The sequence below is a fragment of the Haladaptatus cibarius D43 genome (genome assembly GCF_000710615.1).
GTDB classification, from domain to species: Archaea; Halobacteriota; Halobacteria; order Halobacteriales; family Haladaptataceae; genus Haladaptatus; species Haladaptatus cibarius.
Genome location: NZ_JDTH01000002.1, coordinates 1,527,182 through 1,553,075 on the forward strand (window position 1 = coordinate 1,527,182; position 25,894 = coordinate 1,553,075).

Below are 25,894 nucleotides of genomic sequence, written 5' to 3' on the forward strand. Positions count from 1 at the left end.
AAAACCAGCGATTGCTGTCTTTCAGTACTCGTACTCGCGTTCGGTTCGCCTGCGCTCTCGTCTTACTTCCTCGTCGCCCACGTCGTCGTCCACGAGCCGTTTCATCCGGCGCTCGAACTCGGCTTCGCCGATTTCTCCCGCCACGTACTGTTCTTTCAACTCGTCCATCCGGTCTTGCGTCGTCGGTTCGACGCGTTCCGACAGGCCGAGCGAACTGGCGTGTGGATGCAGTCGCTCCGCCCGTCGGACGAGTCCCGCGAGTTGGTCGTTTCGCGGCATGGACGCGTTTCGGACTGCGGCGACGACCAACCCGACGAACAGCAGTCCCGCAAACAGCGCGTCGAGCAGAAACGCCACGATGTACAGCGCGGCGGAGTCGAGAAAAATGATGAGCAGGGGCGTGTTAGCGTACTCCGGATTGCCGAGCGCCGACAGCGCGGCTAACAGTCCGAGCGCGGCAATACCGACGAGTAAGACTAACGAGAGGATAAACCCGGCAAGCAGGGTCTTGACCTTGGAATCTCCGAGCAGTCCCATCGTTCGGATGTTGGTCGGGGTCGTACTTTAAGCCATTCTCCGCGTGACCGATTCCACGCAAAGTTGCTTGGCCGCGATAGCTTTGCCCGTGCGAGTTGAGAAGAGTTCGATGCTCGACGAACAGTGCAACGGAGCAACGCTCTATTTCGAAGAACAGAGTGAGGGAACGACAATCGTTTTCCTTCCGGGGATCACGACTGGAATTCGATTTTTCATGCCGTAGATGGCCGACCTTTCGGACGACTTCCGGACGATTGCGCTCGACTACCGGGGCCACGGTCGGTCGGAGAAAACCGAGACGGGACACACAGTTCCGCAGTACGCCCGCGATTTGCGGGTGTTCCTCGACAAGCGAAATCTGGACGACGTGGTTCTCGTCGGGTGGTCGATGGCGCGCTGGTCGCGTGGGAGTACGCAGACCAGTTCGGAACCGGCGAGATTCGCGGCCTCGTCGTCGTTGATATGTCCGCCTCGCCGTTTCAGTGGGACGGTTTCGAACACGGCAATACCGACCTCAACGGACTGACCGAGACGCTCGAACTGGTGCAAACCGACCACTTGGCCCTCGTCGATGGCCTCGTTCAGCAGACGTTCAAGGAACCGCCGTCGGAAGACGTTCGGCGGTTGGTTTTCGACGAAGTGTCGCGCTCACCCCCGTCGGAAAAGAGCGCGATTCTGTTCGATTACGCGATGCGCGACTACCGGAACGACCTTCCTGACATCGACGTTCCGACACTCGTCTGCGCTGGCGCGGACGAGAAATGGCGAACCGTCGCCGCCGTGGAGGACGTGGCAGACCGCATTCCGAACACCGAGTTCGAACTGTTCGAGGAGAGCGGCCACGTTCCCACGTTGGAACAACCGGACGAGTTCAATCGCGCGATTGGGGAGTTCGTGAAGGGATTGTAGCGGAGCGGACGAAAATCCGTCGTGTCGAACTGCTCATTCCTTTCAATCGGCAACAAAGATTAACCACACTTCGGCCGACGATTGGGACGTAATGCCGGAGTACACGCTACACGTTCCCTCGATTCGCGGCGCGACGAAGGAATCGCCAGATACGCCCTACAGCGAGGAGGATTTCCCGATGGACGACATGGCGGACATTGACGACTACTTCCTCCTCTCGACATCCGAAATCCCGCCGGAGTCGTTCGAAGACCTCCACCTACCTGTCGCCCACTTAGACCAGCGACTGAGTCTCCCACTGCTTCAGGACGCGTTGGACGAAATCAAAACGCTGGACGACTTGGACGACGAGACGAAGGCCGAAACCATCGACATGATTCACGACCTCGGCGAGTGTTTCCCGAACGACGGTCTCGACGGTTAATTGAGTTTTCGAACAGTGCCGATTTTTACGGTGAATCCTCGGCAGTTTAAACAGACAGTACAGATGACCACATAATTACCCACATATAGCCTAACGAATACATTATATTGAATCAAATGCCGAAAGCAACAGCATGAACGTAGACGAACTCTCCCCAACCCAGAAACATTATCTCTCACTCGCATACTACATTTTTGCAGTCACGCTGTTGGTCGCCTACGCCCTTGGTTTCGTGAACGAAATCGCACTTGGCCTTTTTCTCATTCTGGTCATCGGTCGGGCGGTGTGGATACGGAAGTTTTGGGTTCCGGAGCGATAGTGGGTCACGCGGGAATCGGAGAGGTTGTCAGATGTGCGTTCGCGTCACTCTGCATTTGATACTTCTCAACCGTGGCGGAAACACACGAGACGGTCACCCTTCGGGCGCTGCGTCTAGCTGGCTTTCGACACGATTTCACTTCGCTCAATCGTGCCGAAAACACCGTCAGAGCAAGCTCTGACGAGCTTCCACCACTTCTTCACTATCGTTCAGTCGTGGCGGAAACACCGACTCCCCGTAAACACCATCGCCATCTCGTGTTCGTTCGCGGCCTCAATTACATCGTCGTCGTTCACCGAGCCGCCGGGTTGGATGACGGCCTCAATTCCGGCCGCTGCGGCCTCCTCGATAGCGTCCGGGAATGGGAAGAATGCGTCACTCGCCATCACCGCACCCTCGGCGTCCTTGCCCTCCGCATCGCGCTCGGCCTTCATCTTCGCAATCTCGACCGCATCCACGCGACTGACTTGTCCCGCGCCGACGCCGACGGTTTCGGTTCCTTTGGCGAACAGAATAGCGTTGGATTTGACGTGTTTGATGGTCTGCCACGCAAAGAGCATGGAATCGAGTTGTTCATCGGTCGGCTCGCGGTCGGTGACGATTTCGAGGTCGTCGCGGGACGGGGCCTGCATGTCGCGCTCCTGCACGAGTCGGCCACCCACGAGGTCTTTTTCGGTGTGGGTTTCGGTAACCTCGCCGAGGTCGCCGACTTCGAGGATTCGCAGATTTTTCTTCTCGCGGAGCGTTTCCAGCGCGTCGTCGGTGTAGCCCGGTGCGACGACGACTTCCTTGAACGAGTCCACGATTTGTATCGCCGTTTCGTCGTCGCATTCTCGGTTGAGGGCGACGATGCCGCCGAACGCGCTTTTCGCGTCGGTTCGAAGTGCGCGGTCGTAGGCTTCCGCGAGTGAATCAGCAGTCGCACAACCTGCGGGATTGGTGTGTTTGATGACCGCACAGGCGGGGCGGTCGAACTCCTTTATCAGGTTCAGCGCGCCGTCGGCGTCGTTGTAGTTGTTGTACGAAAGCGCCTTCGCGCCCTCGTTCAACTGATCTGCGTGAACGACGTTGGCCTCCCCGCAGGTCGTGTCGGCGTACAGCGCGGCGTCCTGATGCGGATTTTCGCCGTATCGCAAGTCGGCGGCGCGGTCTGCGGTGTCCACTTTCCGGGCCGGAAGGGCGTCGTCCTCGTCGCCTTCGACGTGAACTGCGTTCGCGTCGAAATCGACTTCTGCCTGTCCGTCCACAAACCAGCGCACTGCGCGGGGATAGGCTTTGAACTCGCCCTGATAGAGAACGCGCTCTTTCAGCGACTCCTTCGTATCTCCCTCGTAGATGGGAATCGGTTCCTGTGTGACGATTGGGCCGTTATCGACCTTTTTCGGGTCTACTTTGCCCTCCTCGTCTGCCGCCTCCGTGACGACGTGAACCGTGCATCCGGTGAGACTCACGCCCGCGTCGAGTGCATCGCCCCACGCGTCCATACCGGGGAAGGAGGGAAGCAAGGATGGATGAACGTTCAGCGTCGTCGGCGTTTCGTCCAAAAACTCGCCGGTCAAAATTCGCATGTAGCCGTCGAGACAGACGAGGTCGAACTCGTAGGAAGAGAGCGCGTCGAGCACTCTTTTTTCGTGTGCTTCGCGGGATTCGTCGTCATCCAGTTCGACGACCTCTGTCGGGATACCGCGCTTTTCGGCTTCCGCTAAAACCGGCGTGTCCGCACTGTTCGTCAGGACGACCGCCAGTTCCGTCCCGCCCGGTGCGAGGTCGGCGATGTGCATCAGGTTTCGACCACGGTTCCCGGCCATACCCGCAATTTGTGTCATGGTGAGAAGACCGACCGGCGTCGGCAAAGTAGTTGCGGTCTATTGCCGAGATGTATACGAGTTCATGAATATTTTCAGCATAGAAAGCACGATTACTACCTGTTGTATGCACGTCTGTGCGTCACCGTACCGACACGCTTTTGCCGAACGCCCCGGCAGGCACAGGTATGGATTCCCTGTACGCCGTCTCGCCGCTGGACGGGCGATACGCCGGACGAACCGCACCGCTCCGCGAGTACGCGAGCGAGGCCGCGCTCATGCGTGGCCGCGTGCAAGTCGAAGTCGAATATCTCATCGCCCTGGCCGACCTCGACGTGACCCCGTTCGAAATCGCGGCCGACGACCGCAATTTCCTCCGAAATCTGTACGAGGAATTTGACGAGGAAGATGCAGAAATCGTCAAAGCGCTCGAAACCGAGGGATACGCCGGATACTCCGCGACGAGGCACGACGTGAAGGCCGTGGAGTATTTCGTCCGTCTCTCGCTTCCCGACGAGTTGTCGGACCTCTCCTCGTGGATTCACTTCGCGCTGACGAGCGAGGACGTGAACAACCTCGCCCACCGACTGCTGATCAAACCCGCAGTTGAGAACGTTCTCCTCCCGGAACTCGCCACCGTCCGCGACGAACTCGCGGAGATGGCCCGCGAGCATCGGGACGTCCCGATGCTCGCCCGAACCCACGGCCAACCCGCGACCCCCACCACGTTCGGTAAGGAGATGGCCGTCTACGCGGCCCGTCTCGGTCGGGCGATGGGACGAATCGAGGAGGCAACCGACTCGGTTTCGGGCAAACTCGCGGGGGCCAGCGGCACCTACGCCGCGCACGTCGCCGCCTATCCCGACGTGGAATGGCGCGAATTTTCCCGCGAGTTCGTGGCGAATCTCGGACTCGAACACACCGCGCTCGCCACGCAGGTCAACCCCTGCGACGACCTCGCGGAACTGTTCGACGCGCTACGCGGGGCGAACAACGTCCTACTGGATTTAGACCGCGACGCGTGGCTCTACGTCAGCGACCGGTATCTCGGACAGGTCGCAACCGAGGGCGAAACCGGCAGTTCGACCATGCCGCACAAGGTCAACCCAATCGACTTCGAGAACAGCGAAGGCAACCTCTCGAAGGCCAACTCGGATTTGACGTTCTTGGGTGACTACATCACCACCTCGCGCCTCCAGCGTGACCTCTCCGATTCGACCGTCAAGCGAAACATCGGGGCCGCATTTGCCTACTGCCACCTCGGCTACACGAAAGCGCAGGACGGCCTCGGCAAAGTCGTGCCCAACGAGGAGGTCATGCGCGAAGATCTTGAATCGACGCCGGAAATCATCGGCGAGGCGGTACAGACGATTCTGCGCCGGGAGGGCCACGAGGACGCCTACGAGCGCGTCAAAGCCCTGACCCGCGGAAAACGCGTCACGTTGGCCGATTTCCGCGACCTCTTCGATGAGTTAGACGTGGACGAATCCGTGCGCGAGGAACTGCACGCACTGACGCCAGCAGGCTATACAGGCATCGCTGGCGAACTCGTGGACGATTGCTGAAAGGATACAATCCGCGCTTTCCTTTTATTCGTAGTAGTCGTGCTTGCTGTAGACGTAGGCCAACAGGAGACCACCGACGATGATGCTGACGATAGCGAAGATATTTCCGGCCAGCAGGCTCAGAACGTCGAAGAGGAGGCCGATTCCGTACACGACGATGGTGAGCATCCACGCCCACGACTGAAGCGTCCAGAGTCCCCAAACGACGACGAGTTTGGCGAGCGAGAAACCGATAGCGAGGGTGCCGACGACGATGCCGACTGGGGACGAAAACAGCGTTCCCAAACCGCCGAAGATGCCGAGAATCCCCGAAATCGCGCCGAGCATGCAGAGGATTTTGATGCCGAGCGGAGCGGACTGTTTGCGTGAATAGGAGGAACTCATATCCCCCAGTTCGAAGCGAGTCGTAATAAATTCCGCCCACATGTCGAACACGAAGTATTTACCACTGCGTCACACAGGGGCGCATCATGAACCCTGATGACTCCTCTGGATGTCCGAAATGCAGTCATACCCAAGCCTCCACGGATTCGATTTCGACCACTGGCGGCGGATTGAGCAAGATGTTCGACATTCAGACGAAGAAGTTCACCGTCGTCTCCTGCGAGAACTGCGGCTACTCCGAACTGTACAAGGACGTCGGGAATCGGGGAAGCGACGTCGTTGACGTGTTCTTCGGATAGAAGTCCCGAGAAACGTTATCCCCTCGAAACACCAATAAATACATCATGAACACAGACAACACATTCGTCAACGCACTTATCGGCGCAGTCGTAACCCTCGTCACCTCCTTCATTCCGTTTTCGCCGATTCTCGGCGGTGCCGTCGCGGCCTACCTGAGCGAGGCTGACACCGATTCCGGCGTCCGAATCGGGGCGATTTCCGGCGTCATCGCAACGATTCCGATGGCTCTATTCAGCTTCTTCGTCATGAGCATCCTCTTCTTCGGGAACGCGGCAGGCGGATCCGTCGTATTCCTCTTGCTGTTTGGCGTGCTGTCGCTCATCTACACGGCCGGACTGAGCGCGCTTGGCGGTTTCCTCGCCGTGTACACGACCAATACTAATCGAGGAATCGACGTAACGTCTCAGTGACGGCGTCTCCCGCCGCCGTCACCTCGTTTTCGTTCACGTACTCTCGCGGGCCGTGGGCGACTGCACCCTCTTCGTCGGAGAGGACTCCCGGTCCAAACACAACCGTTGGCGCGATTTGCGCAAAATAGGACGCTTCGGTTGCCGCGCCGAACGGTCGCACCTCGCCGCCGCTCGCTTTCTGTAGCGTTTCCACGAGTTCGGAATCCCCGGGCGTGGAGAACGCTTCCAAAAACGGCGTATCACGCTCGGCGAGCGAAACGTCAACCTCGATTCCCTTGGGCGCAGAATCTCGCAGATGCGTTTCGAGTGACGCTCGAAACGCATCCGCACCTTCCGGGGGAACGCTCCGCCGGTCGATGACGAACGAAGATTGCGCGGGAATCTGGTTGGTCGCGGTTCCACCTTCTATCGTCGTCGGGGTGAGCGTCGGCGACCCGAGTTCCGGATGCGGGTCGCGCGTGTCGAACGTCGAAAGAGCCGAAAGGATGGGTGACAGACCCGAAATAGCATTGACACCCGCCTCGGGGTGGGCGGCGTGGGCGTTTTCGCCGTGAAGCGTCACCCTGCCTTGGAATCTCCCTCTCCCGGCGTTGCACACGTCGAGGCCGGTCGGTTCGCCGACGATGACGGCATCCGCGTCGATGGAAAGTGCCGCCGCACCCGCGGAGTCGGTTTCCTCGTCCGGCGTGATTGCAAACGTTAGTTGTCCGCGGTCGGGTTCCACGGCGAGGAAGGCCGCGAGAAACGCCGCGAGTGGCCCTTTCGCGTCACAGGAGCCACGTCCACAGATTCGGTCACCCTCTCGCGAAAACGGGACGTGCGGCGGAACCGTGTCGATGTGCGTGTTCAACACGACGCGGGGGCCGTCTTCCGGCCCAACTCGCTCCGCGAGAACGTTTCCGGCGTCGTCTACGGTCGCCTCCACGCCTGCCGATTCGAGCGTCCCAACGAGCAGGGCACGCATCTCGGAGACGGATTCGTGCGACGAGGTCTGTACTGCGCGTTCCAGAAACACGATTGGGTCGAACTCGCTCATGCTTCCAAGTCGAGTCGGCCCGCTGTGGAGATTCGAACCCGTCCCTCGAACTCGGTTTCGACCGGGCCGGACAGCGTGGCGTATCGTTCGCCGAGCGCGACTTCGAGGGTACCGCCGGGCGGCGACACCGAAATCAGTTCCTCATCGGTCATCCCGAGTCGCCGAGCAACCGCCCCGATTGCGACCGCGCCGGTTCCGCAGGATTGGGTTTCGCCCTCGACGCCGCGCTCGAACGTTCGCTGGTCGAATCCGCCTTCGCGGGGCGATGCGAAGGTGACGTTCGCACCCTCCGGGAACAGTTCGTGGTTGCGAATCGGCGGCGCGTCCTGCTCGATATCGACCGCATCTACGTCATCCACGAAGACGACTGCGTGGGGGACGCCCGTGTTTACGGCCGTCACTTCGTAGCCGCCGATTTCTTCCTGTACGATCGGTTCGTCCTGCGCGAGCGGAACGCCACTCGGCGAGAAGTCCGGCGCGCCCATCTCGATGGTTGCACCCTCGTCGTGAATCCTCGCGTATCGGGTTCCGGCGAGAGTATCTATCATGACTTCGTCGGCGTCCGCCCGTTCCGCGGCCCACATCGCGGCACAGCGCGCGCCGTTGCCGCACATCTCCGCCGTGCTTCCGTCGGGTTGAACGAGCGTCATGATAACCCTCGGCGGACGGTAATCCGGTTCGAGGGCGAGGAAGAGGACGCCGTCTGCACCGATTCCGTCGGCCCGGTCGCAGGCTTCGCGCGCGAAGCCTGCACGATCGGGAACACAGACGCTCGCGTCCACGATGACGAAATCGTTGCCGGTTCCGTGGAACTTCTCGAACGAGACGTTCATTGCCAGTTCACCTCCTGCTCAGTCGCGGTTACGTCGGCCAGCGCTTCGCGTTGATGCGCGACCGCAGTGCGGTCGCCATCGACCACGACGACCGCGGGCCGCGGACGCGAATTGTACTGACTGGCCATTTCGTAGCCGTAAGCACCGGCGTTGCCGATTGCCAGCAGATTCCCGCGTTCGGGGGTGGAAATTTGATGCTCGCCGAAGGTGTCCGAACTCTCGCAAATCGGCCCGGCGATGGTCGTCTCGACCGAATCGCCATCTCCTGAAAGATTTCGGACGTGGTGATACGCGTCGTACAGTGCAGGTCGGGCGAGCGTCGTCATCCCGGCATCGACGCCGAGAACGGTGGTTTCGGGCGTTTCCTTGACCGTGTTGATTCGCGTGAGGAGGACGCCAGCATCGGCAACGAGATACCGACCCGGTTCCACGACGAGCGTTGCGTCGATGTCGCCGAGTGCATCCCGAGTCGCCTCCGCGACCGAATCGAGGTCGAGCGGCGATTCGTCGGGATGGTACGGGACGCCGAAACCGCCGCCGACATCCACGAATTCGAGGGAGATATCGAGACTTCGCGCCAGTTCTCCCATCCGCGAGACGAGTTCGCGGTGGTTGCTCAGGTCGTCGCCGGAAATCCCGCTTCCCGCGTGGGCGTGGATTCCCACGACATCGAAATCGTCCGCGGCGGATTCGAGCAGTTCCGCGGCGCGCTCGTATGGCACGCCGAACTTCGCGTCCGCACCGGTTCGCACCTTCTCGTGGTGTCCGGCACCGACGCCGGGGTTGACCCGCAGACAGAGCCGTCCGTCGTAGCCACGTTCTGCGAGTCGGTCGATGGTGTCCTGTGCACCGACCGTAATCGTCAGGCCGGGATTTTCGTCGGCGAGTTCGACCGCCCTGTCGAGGTCTTCAGCGGGTGGGTTGACTGCCGTGTAGTGGACGCGCTCGCCCTCGAATCCGGCCATGAACGCGCGCTCGGTTTCCCCGGCGGAGGCACATTCGACGCTCGACCCCTCGGTTTCCAGCGTTTCGAGAACCGCCCGCGAGGTGTTCGCCTTCGCAGCGTAGTGAACGTCCGCGTTCGGGAACGCCGCGGAAAATCGTCGGTAGTTTTCGCGCACACGTCCGAGGTCGGTGACGTACAGCGGTGTTCCGTGCTCCTCCGCGAGCGATTCGAGGCGCGCTCCCGACCAATCTGCGAGTCGCCGTACACCGGGATTGTCGGGGTCGTTCGCTTCGTCGCTTGATTCGCTCGACGCGCTCGTCTCGCTCATCGCAGGGCCTCCTCGCGTTCAACTTGTTCTAACGTATCGTTTTCCACGTCGAGGGCGACGACGGCGGGCTTGAACGCCCCGCCGTCGAAGAGGTCGTGGTCGCCGATTCCGGACTCCACGAACCGGGTGAAAGCACGCCGGTTCGCGGGCAGATGACCGTATAGAATTTCTTCGTCCACGAGGTCGTAGACGGGGATTCGCGGCGTGAGAAGCGTGTTCTCGCCGACGATGCTTCCCCCGCCGACGACGAATCCGGAGGTGACGCGACAGCCAGCGCCGAGGGTCACGTCGTCCTCCACAATGACGGGGGTGCTTTCGACCGGTTCGAGGACGCCGCCGATGAGGGTGTTCGCGCCCAACTTCACGTTCGCGCCGATTTGTGCGCAGGAGCCAACCGTGTTGCAGGAATCGACCAGCGTCCCGTCGCCGACGGACGCGCCGATGTTGACGAAACTCGGACTCATCATGATGCCGTTCGACCCGATGTGCGCCCCCCGCCGGAGGACGGTTCCGTCGGGCGTGTTGCGGGTTCCGCGCTCCGGCAGGTCGTTGGTTTCCTGCAGCGGAAGCACGTCGTAGTAGGTCACGCCGCCGTACTCTCGGCCCTCCGTATTTCGAAGACCGAAGTTCAGCAGAATGCCCTGCTTCACCCATTCGTTCGCTTCCCACGCGCCGTCGTGCTTTTCGGCGGCGCGAATGTCGCCCGCCTCCAGCGCGTCGAGGAACATTTCGAGAATTTCGTACTCGTCCTCTCCGGCGTTTTCCGCGTCCAATTCGTCCGATTCGTATCGCCGCCACAGCTCTTCTATGTCGTTTCTCATTCTGCTACTACCTCGCTGAAATCGTATTGTCCTGCACCTCGTCCGGCAAGCCACACCGCCGCGTCGAGTGCTCCGTCGGCGAACACCGCCCTGCTTCCTGCCCGATGGGTCAATCGCAGTTCCTCGTGGGCGTTCGCCAGCAGGATTTCGTGCTCGCCCCTGATTCCACCTGCACGTCGCGAATGGACGCCGAGTTCACCGGGTTCGCGCAGAGAATCTCCTTCGCGGCCATGCACTCGTCTATCGAACTCCCCTGCGGATTCGATTCGGTCGAGAATCGAGTTCGCGGTTCCGCTGGGAGCATCGCGCTTGTGTCGGTGATGGGATTCCGTGACTTCCACGTCGTATCCGGGCAAATCGCGGACTGCGCCTTCGACTGCGCGAAGCAACGCCTGAATCCCCCGCGAGAAGTTGCTCGCGCGCAGGACGGGCACCTGTTCGCTCGCTTCGCGGAGGGCGGCGAGGCCGCCCTCCGCGAACTCGTCTTCCGTAGATTCGATTCCCGAAAATCCGGTCGTTCCCACGACGCAGGCGACGTCCGCCTCGGCGCAGTCGGTGACGAACTCCCGACTGGCTTCCGGAACCGAAAAGTCAACCAGCACGTCGGGTTCGTACTCGGCGAGTACGAACCTGAACTCCTCGGCCGGTTCGACGGGGGTTCCGTCGATTTCCACCGACAGGTCACGGCTCACGCCCGCGACGACGCGGACGTCGTCGCGGGCGGCCGCCTCCCCGATGACGCGGCGTCCCATTCTCCCGGTCGCGCCGGAGACGAGGACGCGCGTTTCGGCGTCCGAAACGCGCGTCACGCAGACCCCTCCAACCTATCGAGAATCCCGGTGAGTTCCTCGCGGTTTTCCTCGGAAAGGGCCGAGAGGGGTGGACGCAGTTCGCCCGGACCGTACTCTCTGATTTCCATCGCCGTCTTCACCGGAATCGGATTCGTTTCGGAAAACAGGCCGCGGAACAGCGGGCCGAGTTCGTGCTGGAGTTCCTGTGCGCGGTCATAACCGCCATCAAGCGCCGATTCGACCAACTCGCAGGTGCGCTCGGGTTCGACGTTCGCCGACACGCTGATGGTTCCAGTCGCGCCGAGCGACAGCATCGGAAGCGTCAGCGCGTCGTCGCCCGATAATACGGAAAACTCTTCGTTCAGGGTTCGCTCGATGATTTCGCCGATCTGTCCCAAGTCGCCGCTCGCGGCCTTGTAGCCCGAAATATTCTCGTGTTCCGCCAGCGAAACCGTCGTCTCTACGTCGATGTTTCGGCCCGTCCGAGACGGAACGTTGTAGACGATTTGTGGCAGATCCACCTCGTCGGCGATGGTTCGGAAGTGGCGCTCCATCCCCGCCGGTTCGGGCTTGTTGTAGTACGGCGAGATGAGAAGGAGTGCGTCGGCCCCGGCCTCTTCAGCCCGCCGGGACAGTTCCAGTGCTTCGTGTGTGGCGTTGCTTCCGGTTCCGGCGATAACCGGAATATCGACGGCCTCTACCACTTCCTCCACGACTTCCGCGTGTTCGTCGTGGGTCAGGGTCGCGCTCTCGCCGGTCGAACCGACGGGAACGAGGCCGTGGACGCCAGCACGTTCGAGACGTTGGGCGTCGCTACGGAGTTGGTCGTAATCGATGCGGTCGTGGTCGCCCGCGAAGGGCGTAGTCATCGCGGGGTAGACCCCGCGGAATGGTGTGTTCGTCATTGGTTTTGAGTCGGAAATCGGTGGTCGCGCGGTGCAAAACGAAGATGGCAAACGACGGGTGTGCCAGTCCCGCCGAGAACCGTTCAGTTCGCGCGTTTTTTGCGTTTTCCGACTGTGCCGTCGCTTGTCCCAAACGCGAACAGGGAGTGAGCGACTGCACATGGCATATACAACAGGGCTATTTCCGTGGGAACTTATGCCTTACGCCGCAGGCAGATTGTGTCGCTGTCACTGGGGCTGTCGTTCCCGTTGCTCCCGTCGCTTCGTCCCTGCTGGCAACGGCAGTCCGTGATTCGTTTCGACTTGAGGATATATTTATCTACGATGTAATCGATACTCGAGATATGAATTGGAACCTCGTCGGACGGTGTGGTGTTCGATACACGCTCGTCTACGCTGGTTTGACAGTGGCCCTTACCTACATCATAACTCAGTCCGGAATGGTTCTCCTCTGTCTGTTCGGACTCGGATTGGTGGCACTGCTGTTTGCGCTCGGCGGAACTGGAACCGTCAGAATGGGTACCGCGATGACCAACGCCGATTCGATGGGAATTTCGAGTACCATCGTTGACCCGGCCGACACGCAGACGAAAGCGATGGACGGCGACATCAAAGTCCTCTTTTATGGCATCGGGGTGCTGGGGTTCGCCGCCGTCGCACTCGTTCTCTTCGGGTGAACTGAATCCGGCGGTATTATCATGTCTCCGGAAAAAATCACGGTCGATGCTCGTCCTCGGAGATGCTCACGCCGCCACCGCGGAAAAACGGCGCGCGCTCTTTGCGGCCTACCGCGAAGCGAACCAAGACGTCACTCTGCAACTCGGCGACTTGATGTACTACGACTTGCCGAAACCGACGTGGTTCATCGCGGGCAACAACGAGGACTTCGATACGATTTCTGCACTCCGGAACGGACTGGTTTCCAACTCGGACGTGCGGAACGCCACCCTGCTGGCCAGCAGCATGGTCGAACTGAATGGGCTTCGAATCGCCGGACTGTCGGGAAATTACGCGCCGACGCAGTACGACCGACCACGCGCGAACCTCGTCGGTGAGCGAAGACGACATTTCACGCACGAAGACATAGAGCGCGCGATGACGCTGGAATCGGTGGACGTGCTGATGACACACGAAGCACCGCACGGACTGCCCGTATCCGAGGAGTACGAAGTCGGCTGTCCGTACATCGACGATTTGCTTTCCGTACTTGACCCGGAACTCTGTCTCATCGGCCACCATCACCAGCACACGGAGACAACGATAAACGGTACCCGTGTCATCAGCGTGGCACCGACGTGGGAGCGATATTACATACTCGACCCCGACACCCTCTCGCTGACGTGGCACGAAACCCCAGAAAGCTGATGGGGGCAAAGCAGGAACCTCTTTATGCGAGTAGTTATCACACCAAAGTATGACTGAGATTCATCCGGCCCAGCGCGTCACGGTGTTGGCCGACGCGCAAAACCTCTACCATACGGCGCAAAGTGTTTACAGCCGGAACATCGACTACTCATCTCTCCTCTCGAAGGCGACGCAGGAACGCGATTTGACACGCGCAATCGCCTACGTTATTCAGGCCGACAGCCCCGACGAAGACCGCTTTTTCGATGCCCTCACCGACATCGGATTCGAGACGAAAATAAAGGCGATAAAGACGTTCGGGGACGGGTCGAAGAAGGCCGACTGGGACGTCGGCATCTGTCTCGACGCGATTACCCTCGCACCGAAAGTAGACACCGTCGTCCTCTGCACCGGAGACGGGGATTTCGCTCGACTTGCGACACACCTTCGCCATGAAGGGGTGCGCGTGGAAGTGATGGGGTTCCAAGAATCATCCGCGGAAGAACTCATCGACGCCGCCGACACGTTCGTCGATTTGAGCGAACGAACTGATACGTTTCTGCTTTAAACCGGGCGACCGTCTTCTGCCGTTCCGTACATCAGCGCGCCCGCCGCGAGCGCGACCGTGGCGACACCGGCGAAGATATTGCCGACGAGCGACCCCGCCATCGACGTAATGGTGAAAATCACAACGCTTCCGATGATGAGAAGCGCGATTCCCAGTAGTTCTTTCGAGTTCATACGTGTCTTTCGGACTCATTCCTAATAAATCACTCTCAAATCGATAGACTGAGCCATGGTTCCAAATAACAATGTTATGCTATAACATGACATTGGATGCGACCGGTGGGATGTCGAAGGGCTTTCACTCCGCCACGACAAAGCCGGGTCAATGACCGAAACCGACCCCGAGAGCGTGGAAATAGAGCGAACAGCAGCCACCGAACCTGCGGACGAAAACGAGAGTACGGAGGCAGACGACCTGCCGTCGCTCCGCACCACGGCAGAGTATCAGTTCGGGGCCGGTGCTGGCTCCGCCCTGTTCCCGCGGGACGAGGAGCTAGAAATCCGCCGGTCGTCCTCCGGACGCCCACAGCAAGTTCACGCGGACGGAACCAGACTGGTCACCTACGCGACCGACGGTCGATTTACGCTCGGACTCGCGGGCGGCGCTCGACTCGCAGACACCCTCGACTCCCCGGCGGGCAGGGTCGTCGTCGGTGACGAAAGCGAACCGTTCGTCCGCGACGGCAAGAACGTCTTCGCCAAATTCGTGGACGAGGCTGACGGCGACATTCGCGCTGGCGACGAAGTGCTCGTGACCCACAAAAACGGCGACCTACTCGCGGTCGGCCGCGCCGAACTCGACGCGGACGCCATCCTCGATTTCACGACCGGAATGGCGGTCAAAGTGCGGGACAGCGCGGGCAAGTAAGTTCGGCGAGGTCGCCCGAAGAAAACGGTCGATATCCCGCCGCGTTTGCGTCACGTTTTTTGCCCTCCGTTCCGACGATTCAGGTATGTTTGGAGGAGGCGGTGGCGGACTCAACCCACGAAAGATGCAACAGATGATGAAGCAAATGGGTATCGACGTAGACGACGTCGATGCCGAAGAAGTGGTCATCCGCACCGCTGACGGCGAGGAACTCGTCTTCAGCGACCCGGAAGTCACCCGGATGGATGCCCGCGGTCAGCAGACCTATCAAATCGTCGGCGACGCCGAGTCGCGCGAAGCGACCGGCGGCGCAAGCGGTGCGGTCGAGGCGGGCGATGCAGATTCGTCCGCGGGCGCAATTCCGGATGCAGACGTCGAAATCGTCGCCCAGCGAACGGGTGCAAGCGAGGACAAAGCCCGTGAGGCGCTCGAAGCGGTCGATGGCGACCTTGCGGCGGCGGTCGAGCGACTGGAGTGACGATACTGCTCACGCACGGCGACCGGGAATACCTGCGCGACCCCGGCGAGGAACTGCAAACCGACCTCGGTGTCCTCACCGTTCCGGAAGACGTGGAACCGGGAGACATCCTGTCTACGCATTTGGACGAGGAGTTTACGGTTCGCAGACTTCGCGGCCCCGACCTGTTTCACCATTTCGACCGAACCGGCGCGCCGATGCTCCCGCGCGACATCGGACTCGTGGTTGGCGAAACGGGCGTATCTGCGGGCGACCGCGTCCTCGATGCCGGAACCGGAACCGGCGTTCTCGCGGGCTATCTCGGTCGAATCGGCGCGGACGTCGTCACGTTCGAGCGCAAAGCCGACTTCGCGGAGGTCGCCCGTGAGAACATCGAGATGGCCGACGTGGCCGACCGAGTCGATGTCAGAACTGGCGATATAACCGAGGAAGTGGACGAACTCGGCGAGTTCGACGTACTCACGCTGGACACGCCGGATGCCCCGGATGTCGTCGCACACACGCCAGAGTTGCTCGCAGACGGCGGGTCGCTCGGGGTGTACGCCCCGTTCGTGGAGAGCGCGCGCGATGTCGAGATGGCCGCGAGAGAGGCCAATCTGAACAACATTCGAACCATGGAAACCATCCAGCGCGAGATGGATTTCGACGACAGAGGCACGCGCCCCACGACGACCGGTGTCGGTCACACCGGCTATCTGACGTTCGCGCGAAAAGTGTAACTCCGCGTTTTCGACTCTCTTTTGTGGTCTTTCAGCCAGCGAGCGCAGTAAGCGATAGGCAGCGACGCAACCGCCAAGTCTGCAGGCTACACAGTCATTAGTTTCGTGGATATTCACAACCGCCAGAAACAGCAACCAGAACCACTACTCAACTTAGCACTCTACACATCCACTTGCGACCAGCACACTCTCCGCGAACGAAGTGAGCGGGCCGACGAGCGACCGTCAGGAGCGAGGAGTGCTTTTGGTCGAGCTTTTTATCGAACAGGTCGGCACCGCCGACCTGTTCGCAATAAAAAGGTCGTGGTTAATGATCGTCTTCGCGCCACTTGTGTTCGCACTCGGTACAGACGAAGAACCGGGTTTCGCTCTCGTCGGCGGAGCGAATCTGTTGCATGTACCAGTAGGCTTGGTCGTTGTCACAGTTCGGACACTGCGCGCTGGTGGTCGGTAGGCCGTTGGTGCCGCCGCCGCTTTCGATTATCTCGCTAACCTCTTGGTCTTCGGTGATGGTGTAGTCGCTGGCGTCGCCTTTGGGCTTTTCGTAGCCACAGCTTCCGCAGACCCAAAGACCATCGTCGGCTTTCATCATGGAACCGCACTCGTCACAGAACTCCATTGTTGTCCCGGGATAGCCGACGCGCCCATTTAAACGACGTGCTTCTTAGCCCTCGCCTTCCGACTGGTACGGTTCGCCCACTGCTTCCCGCGGCAGGACGTTGTTGATTTCTGCATCGATGTCCTCTACGGACTCGTACTCTGCTTGTTCGGTCTGTGAAACGAGTTTGCCGAGGTTCTCTTCCCCCTCCGCGAACAGAACGGTTACGTCGTCCAGTTTCTCTGTAGCCTCCTCACGCGACACCGGATAGGACAGCCGTTGGAGTTCGGACTCCAGATGACTGAACTTGACGCTACGTGCCATGAGAACAGTGAACAACGTGGAGTGTCTTAGCTGTTATTACGGCTACTGTCGGAAACCACGGACACCACCACAATCGTCTTGCGTGCAGGCCCGGTATTTCGAACCGAATGTTTGGTACCGACAGACGAGTGTTAGCGCTGGCGCTGGCGCGGATGGCGGACGCAGTCGGCAACTCCTTCCTTATCGTCGTCCTCCCAGTATACATCGCAAGTGGAACCGTCTCCGGTAGTACGTTCGGCCTTGCAGAAGCGATGGTGACGGGTATCGTTCTCTCGCTGTTCGGCTTTCTCAACAGCTTCACGCAACCCTTCGCCGGGCGAATCTCCGACCGAACCGGGAAACGCAAGCTGTTCATCCTGCTCGGACTGGCGATTCTAACGGCGACGAATATCGCCTACGCGTTCGCCGGAAGCTACCTGTCGCTCGTCGCAATTCGGGCACTTCAGGGCGTTGGTGTCGCGTTCACGATACCGTGTACCATCGCGTTGGTCAACGAACTCGCCACGTCCGACAACCGTGGCGGAAACATGGGTATTTTCAACACCTTCCGACTGCTGGGATTCGGTCTCGGCCCGATTGCGGCGGGGTCTGTCGTCGATGGCGGCCCATACACCCTCGCAGGAATCCAACTGAGTGGTTTCGACGCCGCATTCTACTTTGCGGCAGTCGGCGCGTTCGTCAGCTATTTGCTCGTCACCCTGCTGGTGAGCGACCCGGAACAAACCCAAGCGAGTGCTGGCGAAGAGTTCGACCTCTCGCTCCGCGATTCGGAGGGTGGCCTCGACCCCGTGTTCACACTCGGTCTCACGACGCTGTTTTTGGCCATCAGCATCGCGCTGTTGGCGACCATCGAACCGACAATCAACGACCGATTGGATCAGGGAAAAACGTGGTTCGGTCTCCAGTTCGCGGCGTTCGTTCTCGCGCAGGTCGCGCTTCAGGCCCCGGTTGGCCGCGCCAGCGACCGATTCGGACGACGCCCGTTCATCATCGCCGGGATGGTGATTTTAGTTCCGGCAACGTTCGTGCAGGGATTCGTCGATACCTCCGTCCAAATGCTCGTTGCCCGCCTTTTGCAGGGTGTCGCAGGCGCGCTGGTGTTCGCGCCCGCGCTGGCACTCGCGGGCGACCTCGCACGGGAAGGTCAGTCCGGAACCCAACTGTCGATTTTGACGATGGCGTTCGGATTGGGAACCGCAATCGGCCCGCTGGCGTCCGGATTTTTGGTTCGATACGGCTTCGAAATGCCGTTCGAGTTCGGGGCGGCACTGGCCGCCCTCGGCGCGGTGCTGGTCTATACTCAGGTCGAAGAAACGGTGGCGGTCGGTGCTGACGGAGAGGCGGAAACCGATTCGCGGCCGACGCCGCAGGATTAATTTTTCTACTCGAAATCCGGTTCCCGGTCGTCCAAGAACGCCGCCATTCCCTCTCGCTGGTCGTGCGTACCGAACAGCGAACTCCAGAGGCGGCGCTCGTAGCGCAGGCCCGCGGATTGGGTTCCCTCGTGTGCCTGATTCAGCGCCTCTTTCGCGGCTTGAAGGGCGAAAGCCGGGCGTTCTGCGAGATCTGCCGCCATCTCCGCGACGTGGGAGTCGATTTGATCGTGGGCGACGATTTCGCCGACCAGTCCGATTTCGTGGGCATCCTGCGCGTCGATCCGCTCGCCGAAGAAGATGAGTCGGCGGGCCAGTTCGTCGCCGACCAGTCGGGTGAGTCGTTGGGTGCCACCCCACCCCGGAATGATGCCGAGGTCGATTTCGGTCTGGCCGATGACTGCGTCCTCGCTGGCGACGCGGAAATCGCAGGCCAGTGCAAATTCGCAACCGCCGCCGAAGGTGTAGCCGTTCATCGCCGCGATGACGGGGCCGGGGAACGCCTCCAGCATGTCCGCGATTTCGTGGCCCAGTTCGGCGTACTCCTGTGCCTCTGCCACTGAGAGGTCTTGCATGTGGCTGATGTCGGCCCCCGCGATGAACGCCTTCTCGCCAGCGCCCGTGAGGACGAGCACGCGGGCATTCTCTGATTCGGCCTCGGAAATCGCTTCGCGCAGTGCGTGCAGTGTCTCGACGTTCAAGGCGTTGAGTCGGTCGGGGCGGTCAACCGTCAGCGTGGCTACGTCGTCGTCGAAATCGAGTCGTACCGTATCCCATTCAGGCATACGTGGGATGTCTCGCGGAACTCGGTTAATCGTTCCGGAGATGTGGGTCTTGGTTTGAAGGCGGGTCGGTATCCGGGTACTGTGGACTGTCGGCATGGAGTCGAAGTTAAAAACAGGGTCGGTCGTGACTACTGGTGCTAGACGCAATGAACGGCCGAAACCGCAGGACGGGCAGGCCAGCGGCCTGCCCGCTCAATCCAAACTCGACCGGGCGATTTCGGGACGAAAACCCGTCCTGCCGTGACACGATAGCAGTCACGTTCAATCATTGGGCGGGCGAGTGCGGCGCACTCGCCCGCCCTGCGGTTTTGGCTGGGAACGGGCGAACGACAGCGGGAGCGAATGGCGAAGCCATGAGCGACTGATGGAGTTCGGGCGTCCATTGCGCCTAGCAACCGCAAACACCATGCCCGTACAAGCGAGTTCGTCGCACCCGGAATGTCTCCTCGGCGTTCTTCGAAATACGGTGTCTCCACCGTGATACCTCCATCACCATATTCATCGTCGTCGCCGAAACTGCTCCGGAACTGGGAAATAACACGCCCGCATAGCCTCCCCACAATGACGCTGTCCGAGGACGCCCGCGAGCGACTCGCCGACTTGGTCGAACTGCAACCGACGAAAAACAGTGAACTACAGGACAGGTGGGGGTTAGAGAGCGGGAGCGAAGTCCACCAGTATCTAGAAAACGAACTAAAAGAGTACTACTACCGCGACGAGAACAGTTACATCTGCGCGACGACTGAGGCGAACGACCTCGTGGACGTGGAACCCGGAATGGTCGCCGACGAGGACGGAGAGACACCGAGCGTGGTTCGTGTTCCGAAACTCCAGCAGCAGGTGTTCTCCGTGCTTGCTGGCCCGGACGAGCGCTCCGAAAGCGTCGTCTCGGTGCTCCACGACCTCCGCGAAGAGTTCGATATCGACCCGGACGTTGACGACGTGCGTTCTGCCCTCCAAAGCCTGAAACGGAAAGGCGTCGTGAAAGTCGTCTACCGAACCGTCCCGACGTTCAAACTCGCCGTTTCGCGCGAGGACATTACGGTCGAAGCGTCAGGCTGAGAACTGCGAAACCAATTCGCTACTCCGGGCGGAATCGCTCTCGACGGGAGTCGAGCAGTCGCCGAATCGCCTTGCCGGGGCCGCCCTCGATTGGCCACTCCTTCTGTCGCCACGCGGGGGGTTCGGGTTCGAAGTCGGAACAGCGCCCGGAACAGTTGCTCGCGGTTTGCGAACACGATTTCGCCGAGCAGTACGGAAGCAGCATCTCGTTTTCGTGCCGAAGTTCGAAATATCGACAGTCGGGGCGCATGGTTCGGATGTACGACCGCCAGCCGCGTTCGTAGGCCCGTTCCGCGATTTCCAGTCGCTTTTTTCGTTTTCGCGCCGGTTCGACGTACTCGAACGTGGCGGCAGACTGGTCGTACTTCCCGCCGCTCGGACGTTCCACGATTCGGGTGCCGGGGGCGTCAACGTCGAGCGTTCGAGGAAACCACGCAACCTCTGTCTGCTGTTCATTGAATCCGCCGTAATCGTCGCTTTCGTCGCCCGAAAGCGTCAGAATCCCTGCTTCGACCGGCAGGGATTCGAGCAGTGCGGGTTCGATTTTGTCCCCCGTTGCGCGCGTTGCGACCCACACCTCGTCGGCCAGCGCGAGGGCGACGTCTCGCTCCATCTGCGGGCGGAGATTTCGCGCCGCGCTGGCGTCCAAATCGGGCTTGTTCTCGATGGCAACGATGCGACGAACCCAGTCGGGATACTCCCAACGGCGTCTAATTTCGAGTTTTCGCCCGCGTTTTCGAACATCCAAAATTCCCCGATCGTCCGCCTCGTGAATCGTTTCTCGCACATAGCGCCATGGATAGCCGGGGTCGGGGAGGGCGTCCTGATACCACTCCCACGCCTCCGGTGCGTTTCGAACGACGTGCAAGAAATTACCGTCGAGTCGCTCTCGTCCGAACTTGGCGCGTCGAGCGAACGCATCGGCGTCTACCTCCACCACGACCGTATCCCATCGCCTGCGTTTCGTGCCGAGTTGTCGGGAGACGAGCACCGGGCGTTCACGGCCTTCGGGCGGCCAGCATCGCTCCGCCCACCGACAGGTTCGCAGTTCGAACGTGAACTCCGGTTCGGCCATACTCACTCATCGACCCCCGTGCTGGTAAGCGGTTCGACTGGCTCATAGCAGAAAATATTTGTTTCCCGCTACGAAAGTTCAAGCGACGCTCGTCACGCGACGGGCAAGCGCGGTTTTACCGCAAACTATTCCGATAGCTATGAACATCCGACACGCTCTGACCTCCTTGGTGATCGTCTCGCTCCTCGCAGGAACTGCCGCCGCAGGTACTGCTGGAACCGCGACGAACACCGACCAGAATCCCGAAGTACAGTCTCCTCTTTCCCTCCAACAGGAAGGAGATGGTAACGGAACAGTCTCGCTCAATCGCTCCATCTATCAGGTGCAACAGGGCGAAACGGCCGCGATGAACTTCAGCCTGAGCAACCTCGACGAAATGACCGTCCAACTCGGCGGCGGCCAAGCCGACTACAAACTGAACGCGACCGTCACTGACGGTAACGGCGACGGACAGGTCACGCTGCTGTTCGACACGTCGGCAGCAGGAAGTGGCGATGGGTCTGCGCTGACGACGCAGTCCGACGCCGACAACCTCTCCATCGAAAACGAGACGGAGATGGACTCGTTGGAACCCGGAATGTACGGTATCACGGTTTACTCGGGCACTGACGAGAACGTCTCGCAAATCGCCTACGGTGGCGTCAACGTCCAAGGCGACGAAACGACAGAGACGACGGACGATGGAATGACGACCGAAGAAGGCAATTCGTCTAACGGAACCACGACGACGGAAGACGGAACCACCGAAAGCACCGAATCCGACGGTCAACCCGGCTTCGGCATCGGTCTTGCACTGACTGCGCTCGCAGGAGTCGCACTGCTGGCGCGGCGTCGATAACTCCGAAAAACCGGTTTTGCTTCTTGTTTTTTTAGCTGTCCTCGGCATCGTTGAGGAACTCGTGTGCATCCCGGAGGATGTCCCGTGGACCGTCCTGCGTGATGGTGTTTATCGCCTGTTCGTAATCACGCCACTGCAAGTCGCGGTGTTCGTTCGAGAGTTCCGCGCTGGCCTCATACGATTTGGCGATGAACAGATGCACCGTCTTGTGAATCGTGGTTCCGTTCGCTTCGAAGACGTAGCTGTAGTCGTCGCGGAACCCGTCGAGGAGCCGAAAATCTTCGATTCCGGCCTCCTCCTCTACTTCTCTTATTGCCGTTTGCTGTAGCTCTTCGTTGCCCTCCACGCCGCCTTTGGGGAACTCCCAATCGCCGGGACGACTTTTAAGGAGGAGGTATTCCCTTCGACCACGGGTATCCCGAAACAGGATGGCACCCGCGCTCGTAGCTTTGACTGCCATTGTGCCCTCGTATGCGGTTGGCCATTAAAGGAATGTCGAACCAACACAGTCGTTTTCGGCCATTTCTCGTTCAGTACGCCGAATGAAACGATATATGCGACCAGTGAACAGGCTGAACAAATATAGATAGTCGCTACGAAGCAGAAGCAGGAATTTTACGTACTGTGAATCTCTATACTCTACAGAGCCAGCCATGACCTTCATTACAAAAATGCTTCTCCAGAGCGGGAATCGGCCCGTACTGGACAAAGTCGTATCGGAAATTCGCTCGAAAGCGGAGCGAAAAGGAGCAGACCTACGCGGCCCGCACTCCGAACCGCCGGAACGGATTCGGGTACCGCAGTACAAAACGCTCTCCGGGGACGAGGGCCAACAGTTCCGGAGTTGGGATTACACGGTGTACACGCGAAAGATAGAAATCGTCGGGCACAATGCCGTCTCACGACAGGTTGCCGAGATGGATTTCCCCCCTGGAATCCGCGTCGAGGTCGAACTCGAACAGGTACAGGGAATGGGGAAAGCATAACGTCGTTTCTTCTCGCTTCGACTGATTTGCAGTAAAAAAGAGCACGCGTCTCGAACCTAGTTGTTGCCAACGCGATTGACCGTCGCACTGACGAGGTTGAGTCGCCCGCTGAAGATGTTCGCATCCGTCGAGAAGCGGTATCGATTGCCGTCCTGAAGCGTTCCCTGCGTGAACACGTAACTAGCTCCGAGGACGGTACCGCCACCGCCGTATCGAATACTATACCCGTTGTAGTCGTCGGGTTGTGAGATTTCAGGAACTTCGTTTCCGTTCGGAAGCTGAAGCAGTCGAATCGTAATGGATTGCGGTAGTTCCGAGATGACGCGGAACGGCGTTCGCGCGATGTAGTCGTCGGTGTACACCAGCACTTCGTCGTCGTCCTGTGTCGTGGCGGTTCCAGTCGCCGAGTAACCGAGTGCGAGTACCCCTGCAGTCAACGCCCCCTTCCGCATAAAATCCCGTCGTGAGTCGTTCGGTTGAATGTCTTTTCGTTCTCCCGTCTCACCTGTTTCGCCCGTCTCGTCCGGTCGTTTCCCAGTGTCGCTCCGTTCTAACTCCATTGGTGATACCCCCCGGGTACACCGTGTGAACCGAGGAGGGCGATGTCAATAACTATACCCTGAGTAAATGGTTACCACGTTACCAACTCGTACCGACTTTTCGCGGTGACCACGACTGCGAAAAATAGTGAAAATTCGACGCGCTCAGAACGTCTGGCCGTCTATCGTTTCGACGAACGTCGCTTCGCCGATGTGGTCGTTCGCGTCGAACTCCTCGACACGGAGTCGGACGCGGGTGTCGAGCGCGTCCGGCGGTGCGTCCTCGACGTGGATGATGGTGTCACCGACGCGGGCACGCGCGGTACCGTTGGTGTAATCCGTGAGATACACGTCGATTTCTTGGCCGATATCGAATTTCGGCTTGTTCGTCCGGAACGTCCAGCCTGCGAGATATTTGTCCAGTAGGCTCATACTCGTGCCACCTCCTCGGCTTTGCGGTCGGAAACGTATTCCAGTCCGAACCCGGTCAGCGCGGAGAGGAGGAACACGCCAAACAGGAACCAGCCGTGGAAGACGAACGGCCAAACTTCGGCGGGATTGACCAGCATCGCCTGCGTGAACCAGTCGAACTGGTCAACTAGCCCGACCATCGTCGCGTAGCCGACCAGCACGCCGCCGCCCCACGGGAAGATGTACCCCATCGCGGAGGAGTTCGCGTCGAGGATGTTCGCACGGCGGTAGCCGTTGATGTTGAACTTCTGGCCGATGCGAGCGACGTATGGTGCGATTGCGATTTCCGCGGCGGTGTTGATGGTAATCATCGCGTTGACGCTCGCGGTTCCCATGACCATCGTCGTCTCCGCACGGCGGACGTTCGTTGCCACGCTGTTCAGCAACCAGTTCTGAAGCGCTTCGAAGCCGCCGCCGCGAATCATGATTCGTGCGCCCGCCACGATGAGGAGAGTGAGCACGATGAGCGGGAAAAAGCCCAGTGCGCCGTTGTACAGGCTCCCGCTCACCGTCCCGGCGATTTCGGCGTCGGGCGCAACGACCTGAACCATCGGCAGGAAGGCCAACTCTTGCGCGAACGGCCCGTTTTCCGGCGCGTAAAAGACCAGCATCTGCTGGAGTTGGGCCAGTCCGAACGCCAAGTTCGCGCCGATTGCGAAGATGAGGCCCCACGAAATCGCTTCGACGATGTGTCTGCCGGAAATGGCCGTTACGATAACGATGAGCATGGAGACGAGGTGGATGAGGCCAATCGGATTTCCTTCGAAGGCGGCCTGACCGGAGACGGTGATACCGTCCATCATCGACCCCGCGACGACGTAGCCGGCGAGGGCGAACACCGCCGCGAAGATTGCGTACTTGAAACGCGATGCCACGACGCCGCCGATGTCGGAATCCTGGGTCACAGCGCTCACGATTGTCGTGTCGCTGACCGGCGCGAGATTGTCGCCGAACACTGCACCCGAGAGAATTGCACCAAACATCAACACCGGATTCGCGCCGATGAGGATTCCCGCCGGGAAGAACAGCCCGGTAAATGCAATCGTCGTCCCGTAGCCGGTTCCGATACCGGTTGCGAGCAGTGCGGCGAGGATGAACGTCGCCGCGGGAAACAGCGCCGCGCCGATGCTCAATGCCTCTGCGGCCCACACGAGTCCCTCGACGAAGCCGCCGTCTTGGAGTACTTGTGCGAACATGCCCGCCCAGAGCCATGCCACGATGGCCGTCGCGGCCACGCGCTGTGTCATCCCTTCGAAGATGGTGTTCGCGTAGGTTTTCCAGTCGCCTTTGGCGAACAGCATTCCGATAATGAGCGAAACGAGCATCCCGATAACGAGTCCCGTCGTATCGCCGATTCCGAGGAGTCCACTCTGGAACACTGCCCAGACGATGAACAGCGCGATGGGAATCGTACTCATCCACTTCCCGCCGTAGAACTCGATTTGCGGCTCGCTCCGCGCCCGCTCCGCTTCCATCAGCTCTTCTTCTACTTCATCTCCCGGTTCATCCTGCCTATCGCCTGAAGAACCCATCTAACTCACCTCTGTCGTCCTG

Annotated in this window: 34 protein-coding genes and 1 pseudogene; 17 read left to right on the top strand and 18 right to left on the bottom strand. The window is 60.1% G+C overall.

Annotated elements, in window-relative coordinates; translation table 11 throughout:
- Positions 1-21 precede the first annotated feature (21 nt).
- On the bottom strand, positions 22-537 hold the full coding sequence (locus tag HL45_RS13145; RefSeq protein WP_049971530.1) for an SHOCT domain-containing protein: 516 nt from the start codon (positions 535-537) through the stop codon (positions 22-24).
- 223 nt (positions 538-760) lie between these two features.
- On the opposite strand from HL45_RS13145, the pseudogene HL45_RS13150 reads away from it, so the two are divergent.
- From HL45_RS13150 to HL45_RS13160, 3 genes and pseudogenes are all read left to right on the top strand, one after another.
- Positions 761-1,446: pseudogene (locus tag HL45_RS13150) on the top strand (alpha/beta fold hydrolase).
- A 91-nt stretch (positions 1,447-1,537) separates the two neighbouring features.
- Positions 1,538-1,870 (top strand): hypothetical protein, encoded by a 333-nt coding sequence (locus tag HL45_RS13155; RefSeq protein ID WP_049971531.1) that lies wholly within the window; start codon positions 1,538-1,540, stop codon positions 1,868-1,870.
- A 133-nt stretch (positions 1,871-2,003) separates the two neighbouring features.
- Positions 2,004-2,189 (top strand): hypothetical protein, encoded by a 186-nt coding sequence (locus tag HL45_RS13160; RefSeq protein ID WP_049971532.1) that lies wholly within the window; start codon positions 2,004-2,006, stop codon positions 2,187-2,189.
- A 209-nt stretch (positions 2,190-2,398) separates the two neighbouring features.
- Here HL45_RS13160 and purH read toward each other — a convergent pair whose 3' ends face one another.
- On the bottom strand, positions 2,399-4,015 hold the full coding sequence (purH, locus tag HL45_RS13165) for a bifunctional phosphoribosylaminoimidazolecarboxamide formyltransferase/IMP cyclohydrolase (protein ID WP_049971533.1): 1,617 nt from the start codon (positions 4,013-4,015) through the stop codon (positions 2,399-2,401).
- Positions 4,016-4,182: 167 nt separating this feature from the next.
- Between purH and purB the strand changes: the two genes are divergently transcribed.
- Positions 4,183-5,559 carry an adenylosuccinate lyase gene (gene purB, locus HL45_RS13170; protein ID WP_049971534.1) on the top strand — a complete coding sequence of 459 codons (1,377 nt, stop codon included), beginning with the start codon at positions 4,183-4,185 and terminating at the stop codon, positions 5,557-5,559.
- Between the two features lie 24 nt (positions 5,560-5,583).
- On the opposite strand, the gene HL45_RS13175 is transcribed toward purB, so the two are convergent.
- A complete protein-coding gene (locus HL45_RS13175) occupies positions 5,584-5,943 on the bottom strand; it encodes a hypothetical protein (protein WP_049971535.1) in 360 nt (119 codons plus the stop codon).
- A gap of 86 nt (positions 5,944-6,029) precedes the next feature.
- Between HL45_RS13175 and HL45_RS13180 the strand changes: the two genes are divergently transcribed.
- Both HL45_RS13180 and HL45_RS13185 read left to right on the top strand, forming a co-directional pair.
- On the top strand, positions 6,030-6,242 hold the full coding sequence (locus tag HL45_RS13180) for a zinc ribbon domain-containing protein (protein ID WP_049971536.1): 213 nt from the start codon (positions 6,030-6,032) through the stop codon (positions 6,240-6,242).
- A 45-nt stretch (positions 6,243-6,287) separates the two neighbouring features.
- Positions 6,288-6,653 carry a DUF5518 domain-containing protein gene (locus tag HL45_RS13185; RefSeq protein ID WP_049971537.1) on the top strand — a complete coding sequence of 122 codons (366 nt, stop codon included), beginning with the start codon at positions 6,288-6,290 and terminating at the stop codon, positions 6,651-6,653.
- Here HL45_RS13185 and HL45_RS13190 read toward each other — a convergent pair.
- The 6 genes from HL45_RS13190 to dapA are packed head-to-tail and all read right to left on the bottom strand — an operon-like array spanning position 6,622 to position 12,313.
- A complete protein-coding gene (locus tag HL45_RS13190; protein ID WP_049971538.1) occupies positions 6,622-7,689 on the bottom strand; it encodes a M20 family metallopeptidase in 1,068 nt (355 codons plus the stop codon). The genes HL45_RS13185 and HL45_RS13190 overlap by 32 nt on opposite strands.
- The gene (gene dapF, locus HL45_RS13195; protein WP_049971539.1) at positions 7,686-8,522 is read right to left on the bottom strand and encodes a diaminopimelate epimerase; all 837 of its coding nucleotides are present in this window, start codon (positions 8,520-8,522) and stop codon (positions 7,686-7,688) included. Before dapF ends, HL45_RS13190 begins: the two co-directional genes overlap by 4 nt.
- Positions 8,519-9,796: a diaminopimelate decarboxylase gene (gene lysA / locus HL45_RS13200; protein WP_049971540.1), complete on the bottom strand. Its 1,278-nt coding sequence runs from the start codon at positions 9,794-9,796 to the stop codon at positions 8,519-8,521. The genes dapF and lysA overlap by 4 nt, the downstream gene beginning before the upstream one ends.
- Positions 9,793-10,617, bottom strand: coding sequence for a 2,3,4,5-tetrahydropyridine-2,6-dicarboxylate N-succinyltransferase (locus HL45_RS13205; RefSeq protein ID WP_049971541.1), 825 nt, complete (start codon positions 10,615-10,617; stop codon positions 9,793-9,795). The genes lysA and HL45_RS13205 overlap by 4 nt, the downstream gene beginning before the upstream one ends.
- The gene (dapB, locus tag HL45_RS13210; protein ID WP_267879592.1) at positions 10,614-11,426 is read right to left on the bottom strand and encodes a 4-hydroxy-tetrahydrodipicolinate reductase; all 813 of its coding nucleotides are present in this window, start codon (positions 11,424-11,426) and stop codon (positions 10,614-10,616) included. The genes HL45_RS13205 and dapB overlap by 4 nt, the downstream gene beginning before the upstream one ends.
- Positions 11,423-12,313, bottom strand: a complete 891-nt coding sequence (dapA, locus tag HL45_RS13215; protein ID WP_049971542.1) for a 4-hydroxy-tetrahydrodipicolinate synthase — start codon at positions 12,311-12,313, stop codon at positions 11,423-11,425. The genes dapB and dapA overlap by 4 nt, the downstream gene beginning before the upstream one ends.
- Before the next feature lie 344 nt (positions 12,314-12,657).
- On the opposite strand from dapA, the gene HL45_RS13220 reads away from it, so the two are divergent.
- From HL45_RS13220 to HL45_RS13230, 3 genes are read left to right on the top strand one after another with little or no spacing between them, the layout of a single operon-like run.
- Complete coding sequence (locus HL45_RS13220; protein ID WP_049971543.1) at positions 12,658-12,990, top strand: hypothetical protein; 333 nt, start codon at positions 12,658-12,660, stop codon at positions 12,988-12,990.
- A 46-nt stretch (positions 12,991-13,036) separates the two neighbouring features.
- The gene (locus tag HL45_RS13225; RefSeq protein ID WP_049971544.1) at positions 13,037-13,678 is read left to right on the top strand and encodes a metallophosphoesterase family protein; all 642 of its coding nucleotides are present in this window, start codon (positions 13,037-13,039) and stop codon (positions 13,676-13,678) included.
- A gap of 49 nt (positions 13,679-13,727) precedes the next feature.
- Positions 13,728-14,225, top strand: a complete 498-nt coding sequence (locus tag HL45_RS13230; protein ID WP_049971545.1) for a LabA-like NYN domain-containing protein — start codon at positions 13,728-13,730, stop codon at positions 14,223-14,225.
- Here the strand turns inward: HL45_RS13230 and HL45_RS21275 are convergent.
- Positions 14,222-14,398: a hypothetical protein gene (locus HL45_RS21275; RefSeq protein WP_162833880.1), complete on the bottom strand. Its 177-nt coding sequence runs from the start codon at positions 14,396-14,398 to the stop codon at positions 14,222-14,224. The two genes, HL45_RS13230 and HL45_RS21275, sit on opposite strands and share 4 nt — an antisense overlap.
- Before the next feature lie 151 nt (positions 14,399-14,549).
- On the opposite strand from HL45_RS21275, the gene HL45_RS13235 reads away from it, so the two are divergent.
- The 3 genes from HL45_RS13235 (at position 14,550) to HL45_RS13245 (ending at position 16,289) form a co-directional block, all read left to right on the top strand.
- Positions 14,550-15,092 (top strand): PUA domain-containing protein, encoded by a 543-nt coding sequence (locus tag HL45_RS13235; RefSeq protein WP_084156925.1) that lies wholly within the window; start codon positions 14,550-14,552, stop codon positions 15,090-15,092.
- A gap of 85 nt (positions 15,093-15,177) precedes the next feature.
- The gene (locus tag HL45_RS13240; protein WP_049971546.1) at positions 15,178-15,570 is read left to right on the top strand and encodes a nascent polypeptide-associated complex protein; all 393 of its coding nucleotides are present in this window, start codon (positions 15,178-15,180) and stop codon (positions 15,568-15,570) included.
- Positions 15,567-16,289 carry a methyltransferase domain-containing protein gene (locus HL45_RS13245; RefSeq protein ID WP_049971547.1) on the top strand — a complete coding sequence of 241 codons (723 nt, stop codon included), beginning with the start codon at positions 15,567-15,569 and terminating at the stop codon, positions 16,287-16,289. Before HL45_RS13240 ends, HL45_RS13245 begins: the two co-directional genes overlap by 4 nt.
- 307 nt (positions 16,290-16,596) lie before the next feature.
- Here HL45_RS13245 and HL45_RS13250 read toward each other — a convergent pair whose 3' ends face one another.
- Positions 16,597-16,908: a transcription factor S gene (locus HL45_RS13250; protein WP_049971548.1), complete on the bottom strand. Its 312-nt coding sequence runs from the start codon at positions 16,906-16,908 to the stop codon at positions 16,597-16,599.
- A 45-nt stretch (positions 16,909-16,953) separates the two neighbouring features.
- Positions 16,954-17,211: a DUF5789 family protein gene (locus HL45_RS13255; protein ID WP_049971549.1), complete on the bottom strand. Its 258-nt coding sequence runs from the start codon at positions 17,209-17,211 to the stop codon at positions 16,954-16,956.
- 107 nt (positions 17,212-17,318) lie between these two features.
- On the opposite strand from HL45_RS13255, the gene HL45_RS13260 reads away from it, so the two are divergent.
- Positions 17,319-18,587, top strand: a complete 1,269-nt coding sequence (locus tag HL45_RS13260) for an MFS transporter (RefSeq protein ID WP_049971550.1) — start codon at positions 17,319-17,321, stop codon at positions 18,585-18,587.
- Positions 18,588-18,592: 5 nt separating this feature from the next.
- Here the strand turns inward: HL45_RS13260 and HL45_RS13265 are convergent, their stop codons facing one another.
- Positions 18,593-19,369 carry an enoyl-CoA hydratase/isomerase family protein gene (locus HL45_RS13265; protein WP_049971551.1) on the bottom strand — a complete coding sequence of 259 codons (777 nt, stop codon included), beginning with the start codon at positions 19,367-19,369 and terminating at the stop codon, positions 18,593-18,595.
- Between the two features lie 146 nt (positions 19,370-19,515).
- On the opposite strand from HL45_RS13265, the gene HL45_RS20460 reads away from it, so the two are divergent.
- Positions 19,516-19,734 carry a hypothetical protein gene (locus HL45_RS20460; RefSeq protein ID WP_144240086.1) on the top strand — a complete coding sequence of 73 codons (219 nt, stop codon included), beginning with the start codon at positions 19,516-19,518 and terminating at the stop codon, positions 19,732-19,734.
- A 196-nt stretch (positions 19,735-19,930) separates the two neighbouring features.
- Positions 19,931-20,431 (top strand): DUF5797 family protein, encoded by a 501-nt coding sequence (locus HL45_RS13270; protein ID WP_049971552.1) that lies wholly within the window; start codon positions 19,931-19,933, stop codon positions 20,429-20,431.
- Between the two features lie 19 nt (positions 20,432-20,450).
- On the opposite strand, the gene HL45_RS13275 is transcribed toward HL45_RS13270, so the two are convergent.
- On the bottom strand, positions 20,451-21,506 hold the full coding sequence (locus HL45_RS13275) for a DUF5787 family protein (protein ID WP_049971553.1): 1,056 nt from the start codon (positions 21,504-21,506) through the stop codon (positions 20,451-20,453).
- Positions 21,507-21,645: 139 nt separating this feature from the next.
- Here HL45_RS13275 and HL45_RS13280 point away from each other — a divergent pair, with 139 nt between their 5' ends.
- The gene (locus HL45_RS13280) at positions 21,646-22,344 is read left to right on the top strand and encodes a DUF7827 domain-containing protein (RefSeq protein ID WP_049971554.1); all 699 of its coding nucleotides are present in this window, start codon (positions 21,646-21,648) and stop codon (positions 22,342-22,344) included.
- A 31-nt stretch (positions 22,345-22,375) separates the two neighbouring features.
- Here the strand turns inward: HL45_RS13280 and HL45_RS13285 are convergent, their stop codons facing one another.
- Entirely contained in the window at positions 22,376-22,804 is a 429-nt protein-coding gene (locus HL45_RS13285; RefSeq protein ID WP_049971555.1) for a bis(5'-nucleosyl)-tetraphosphatase, read from the bottom strand.
- 193 nt (positions 22,805-22,997) lie between these two features.
- Between HL45_RS13285 and HL45_RS13290 the strand changes: the two genes are divergently transcribed.
- Positions 22,998-23,330: an uS10/mL48 family ribosomal protein gene (locus HL45_RS13290; RefSeq protein WP_049971556.1), complete on the top strand. Its 333-nt coding sequence runs from the start codon at positions 22,998-23,000 to the stop codon at positions 23,328-23,330.
- Between the two features lie 56 nt (positions 23,331-23,386).
- On the opposite strand, the gene HL45_RS13295 is transcribed toward HL45_RS13290, so the two are convergent.
- The 3 genes from HL45_RS13295 to HL45_RS13305 form a co-directional block, all read right to left on the bottom strand.
- Positions 23,387-23,890, bottom strand: coding sequence for a hypothetical protein (locus HL45_RS13295; RefSeq protein ID WP_233274777.1), 504 nt, complete (start codon positions 23,888-23,890; stop codon positions 23,387-23,389).
- Positions 23,891-24,034: 144 nt separating this feature from the next.
- Positions 24,035-24,301 (bottom strand): DUF7513 family protein, encoded by a 267-nt coding sequence (locus HL45_RS13300; protein ID WP_049971557.1) that lies wholly within the window; start codon positions 24,299-24,301, stop codon positions 24,035-24,037.
- On the bottom strand, positions 24,298-25,815 hold the full coding sequence (locus HL45_RS13305) for a Na+/H+ antiporter NhaC family protein (protein ID WP_233274802.1): 1,518 nt from the start codon (positions 25,813-25,815) through the stop codon (positions 24,298-24,300). Before HL45_RS13305 ends, HL45_RS13300 begins: the two co-directional genes overlap by 4 nt.
- Positions 25,816-25,894: the final 79 nt, after the last annotated feature.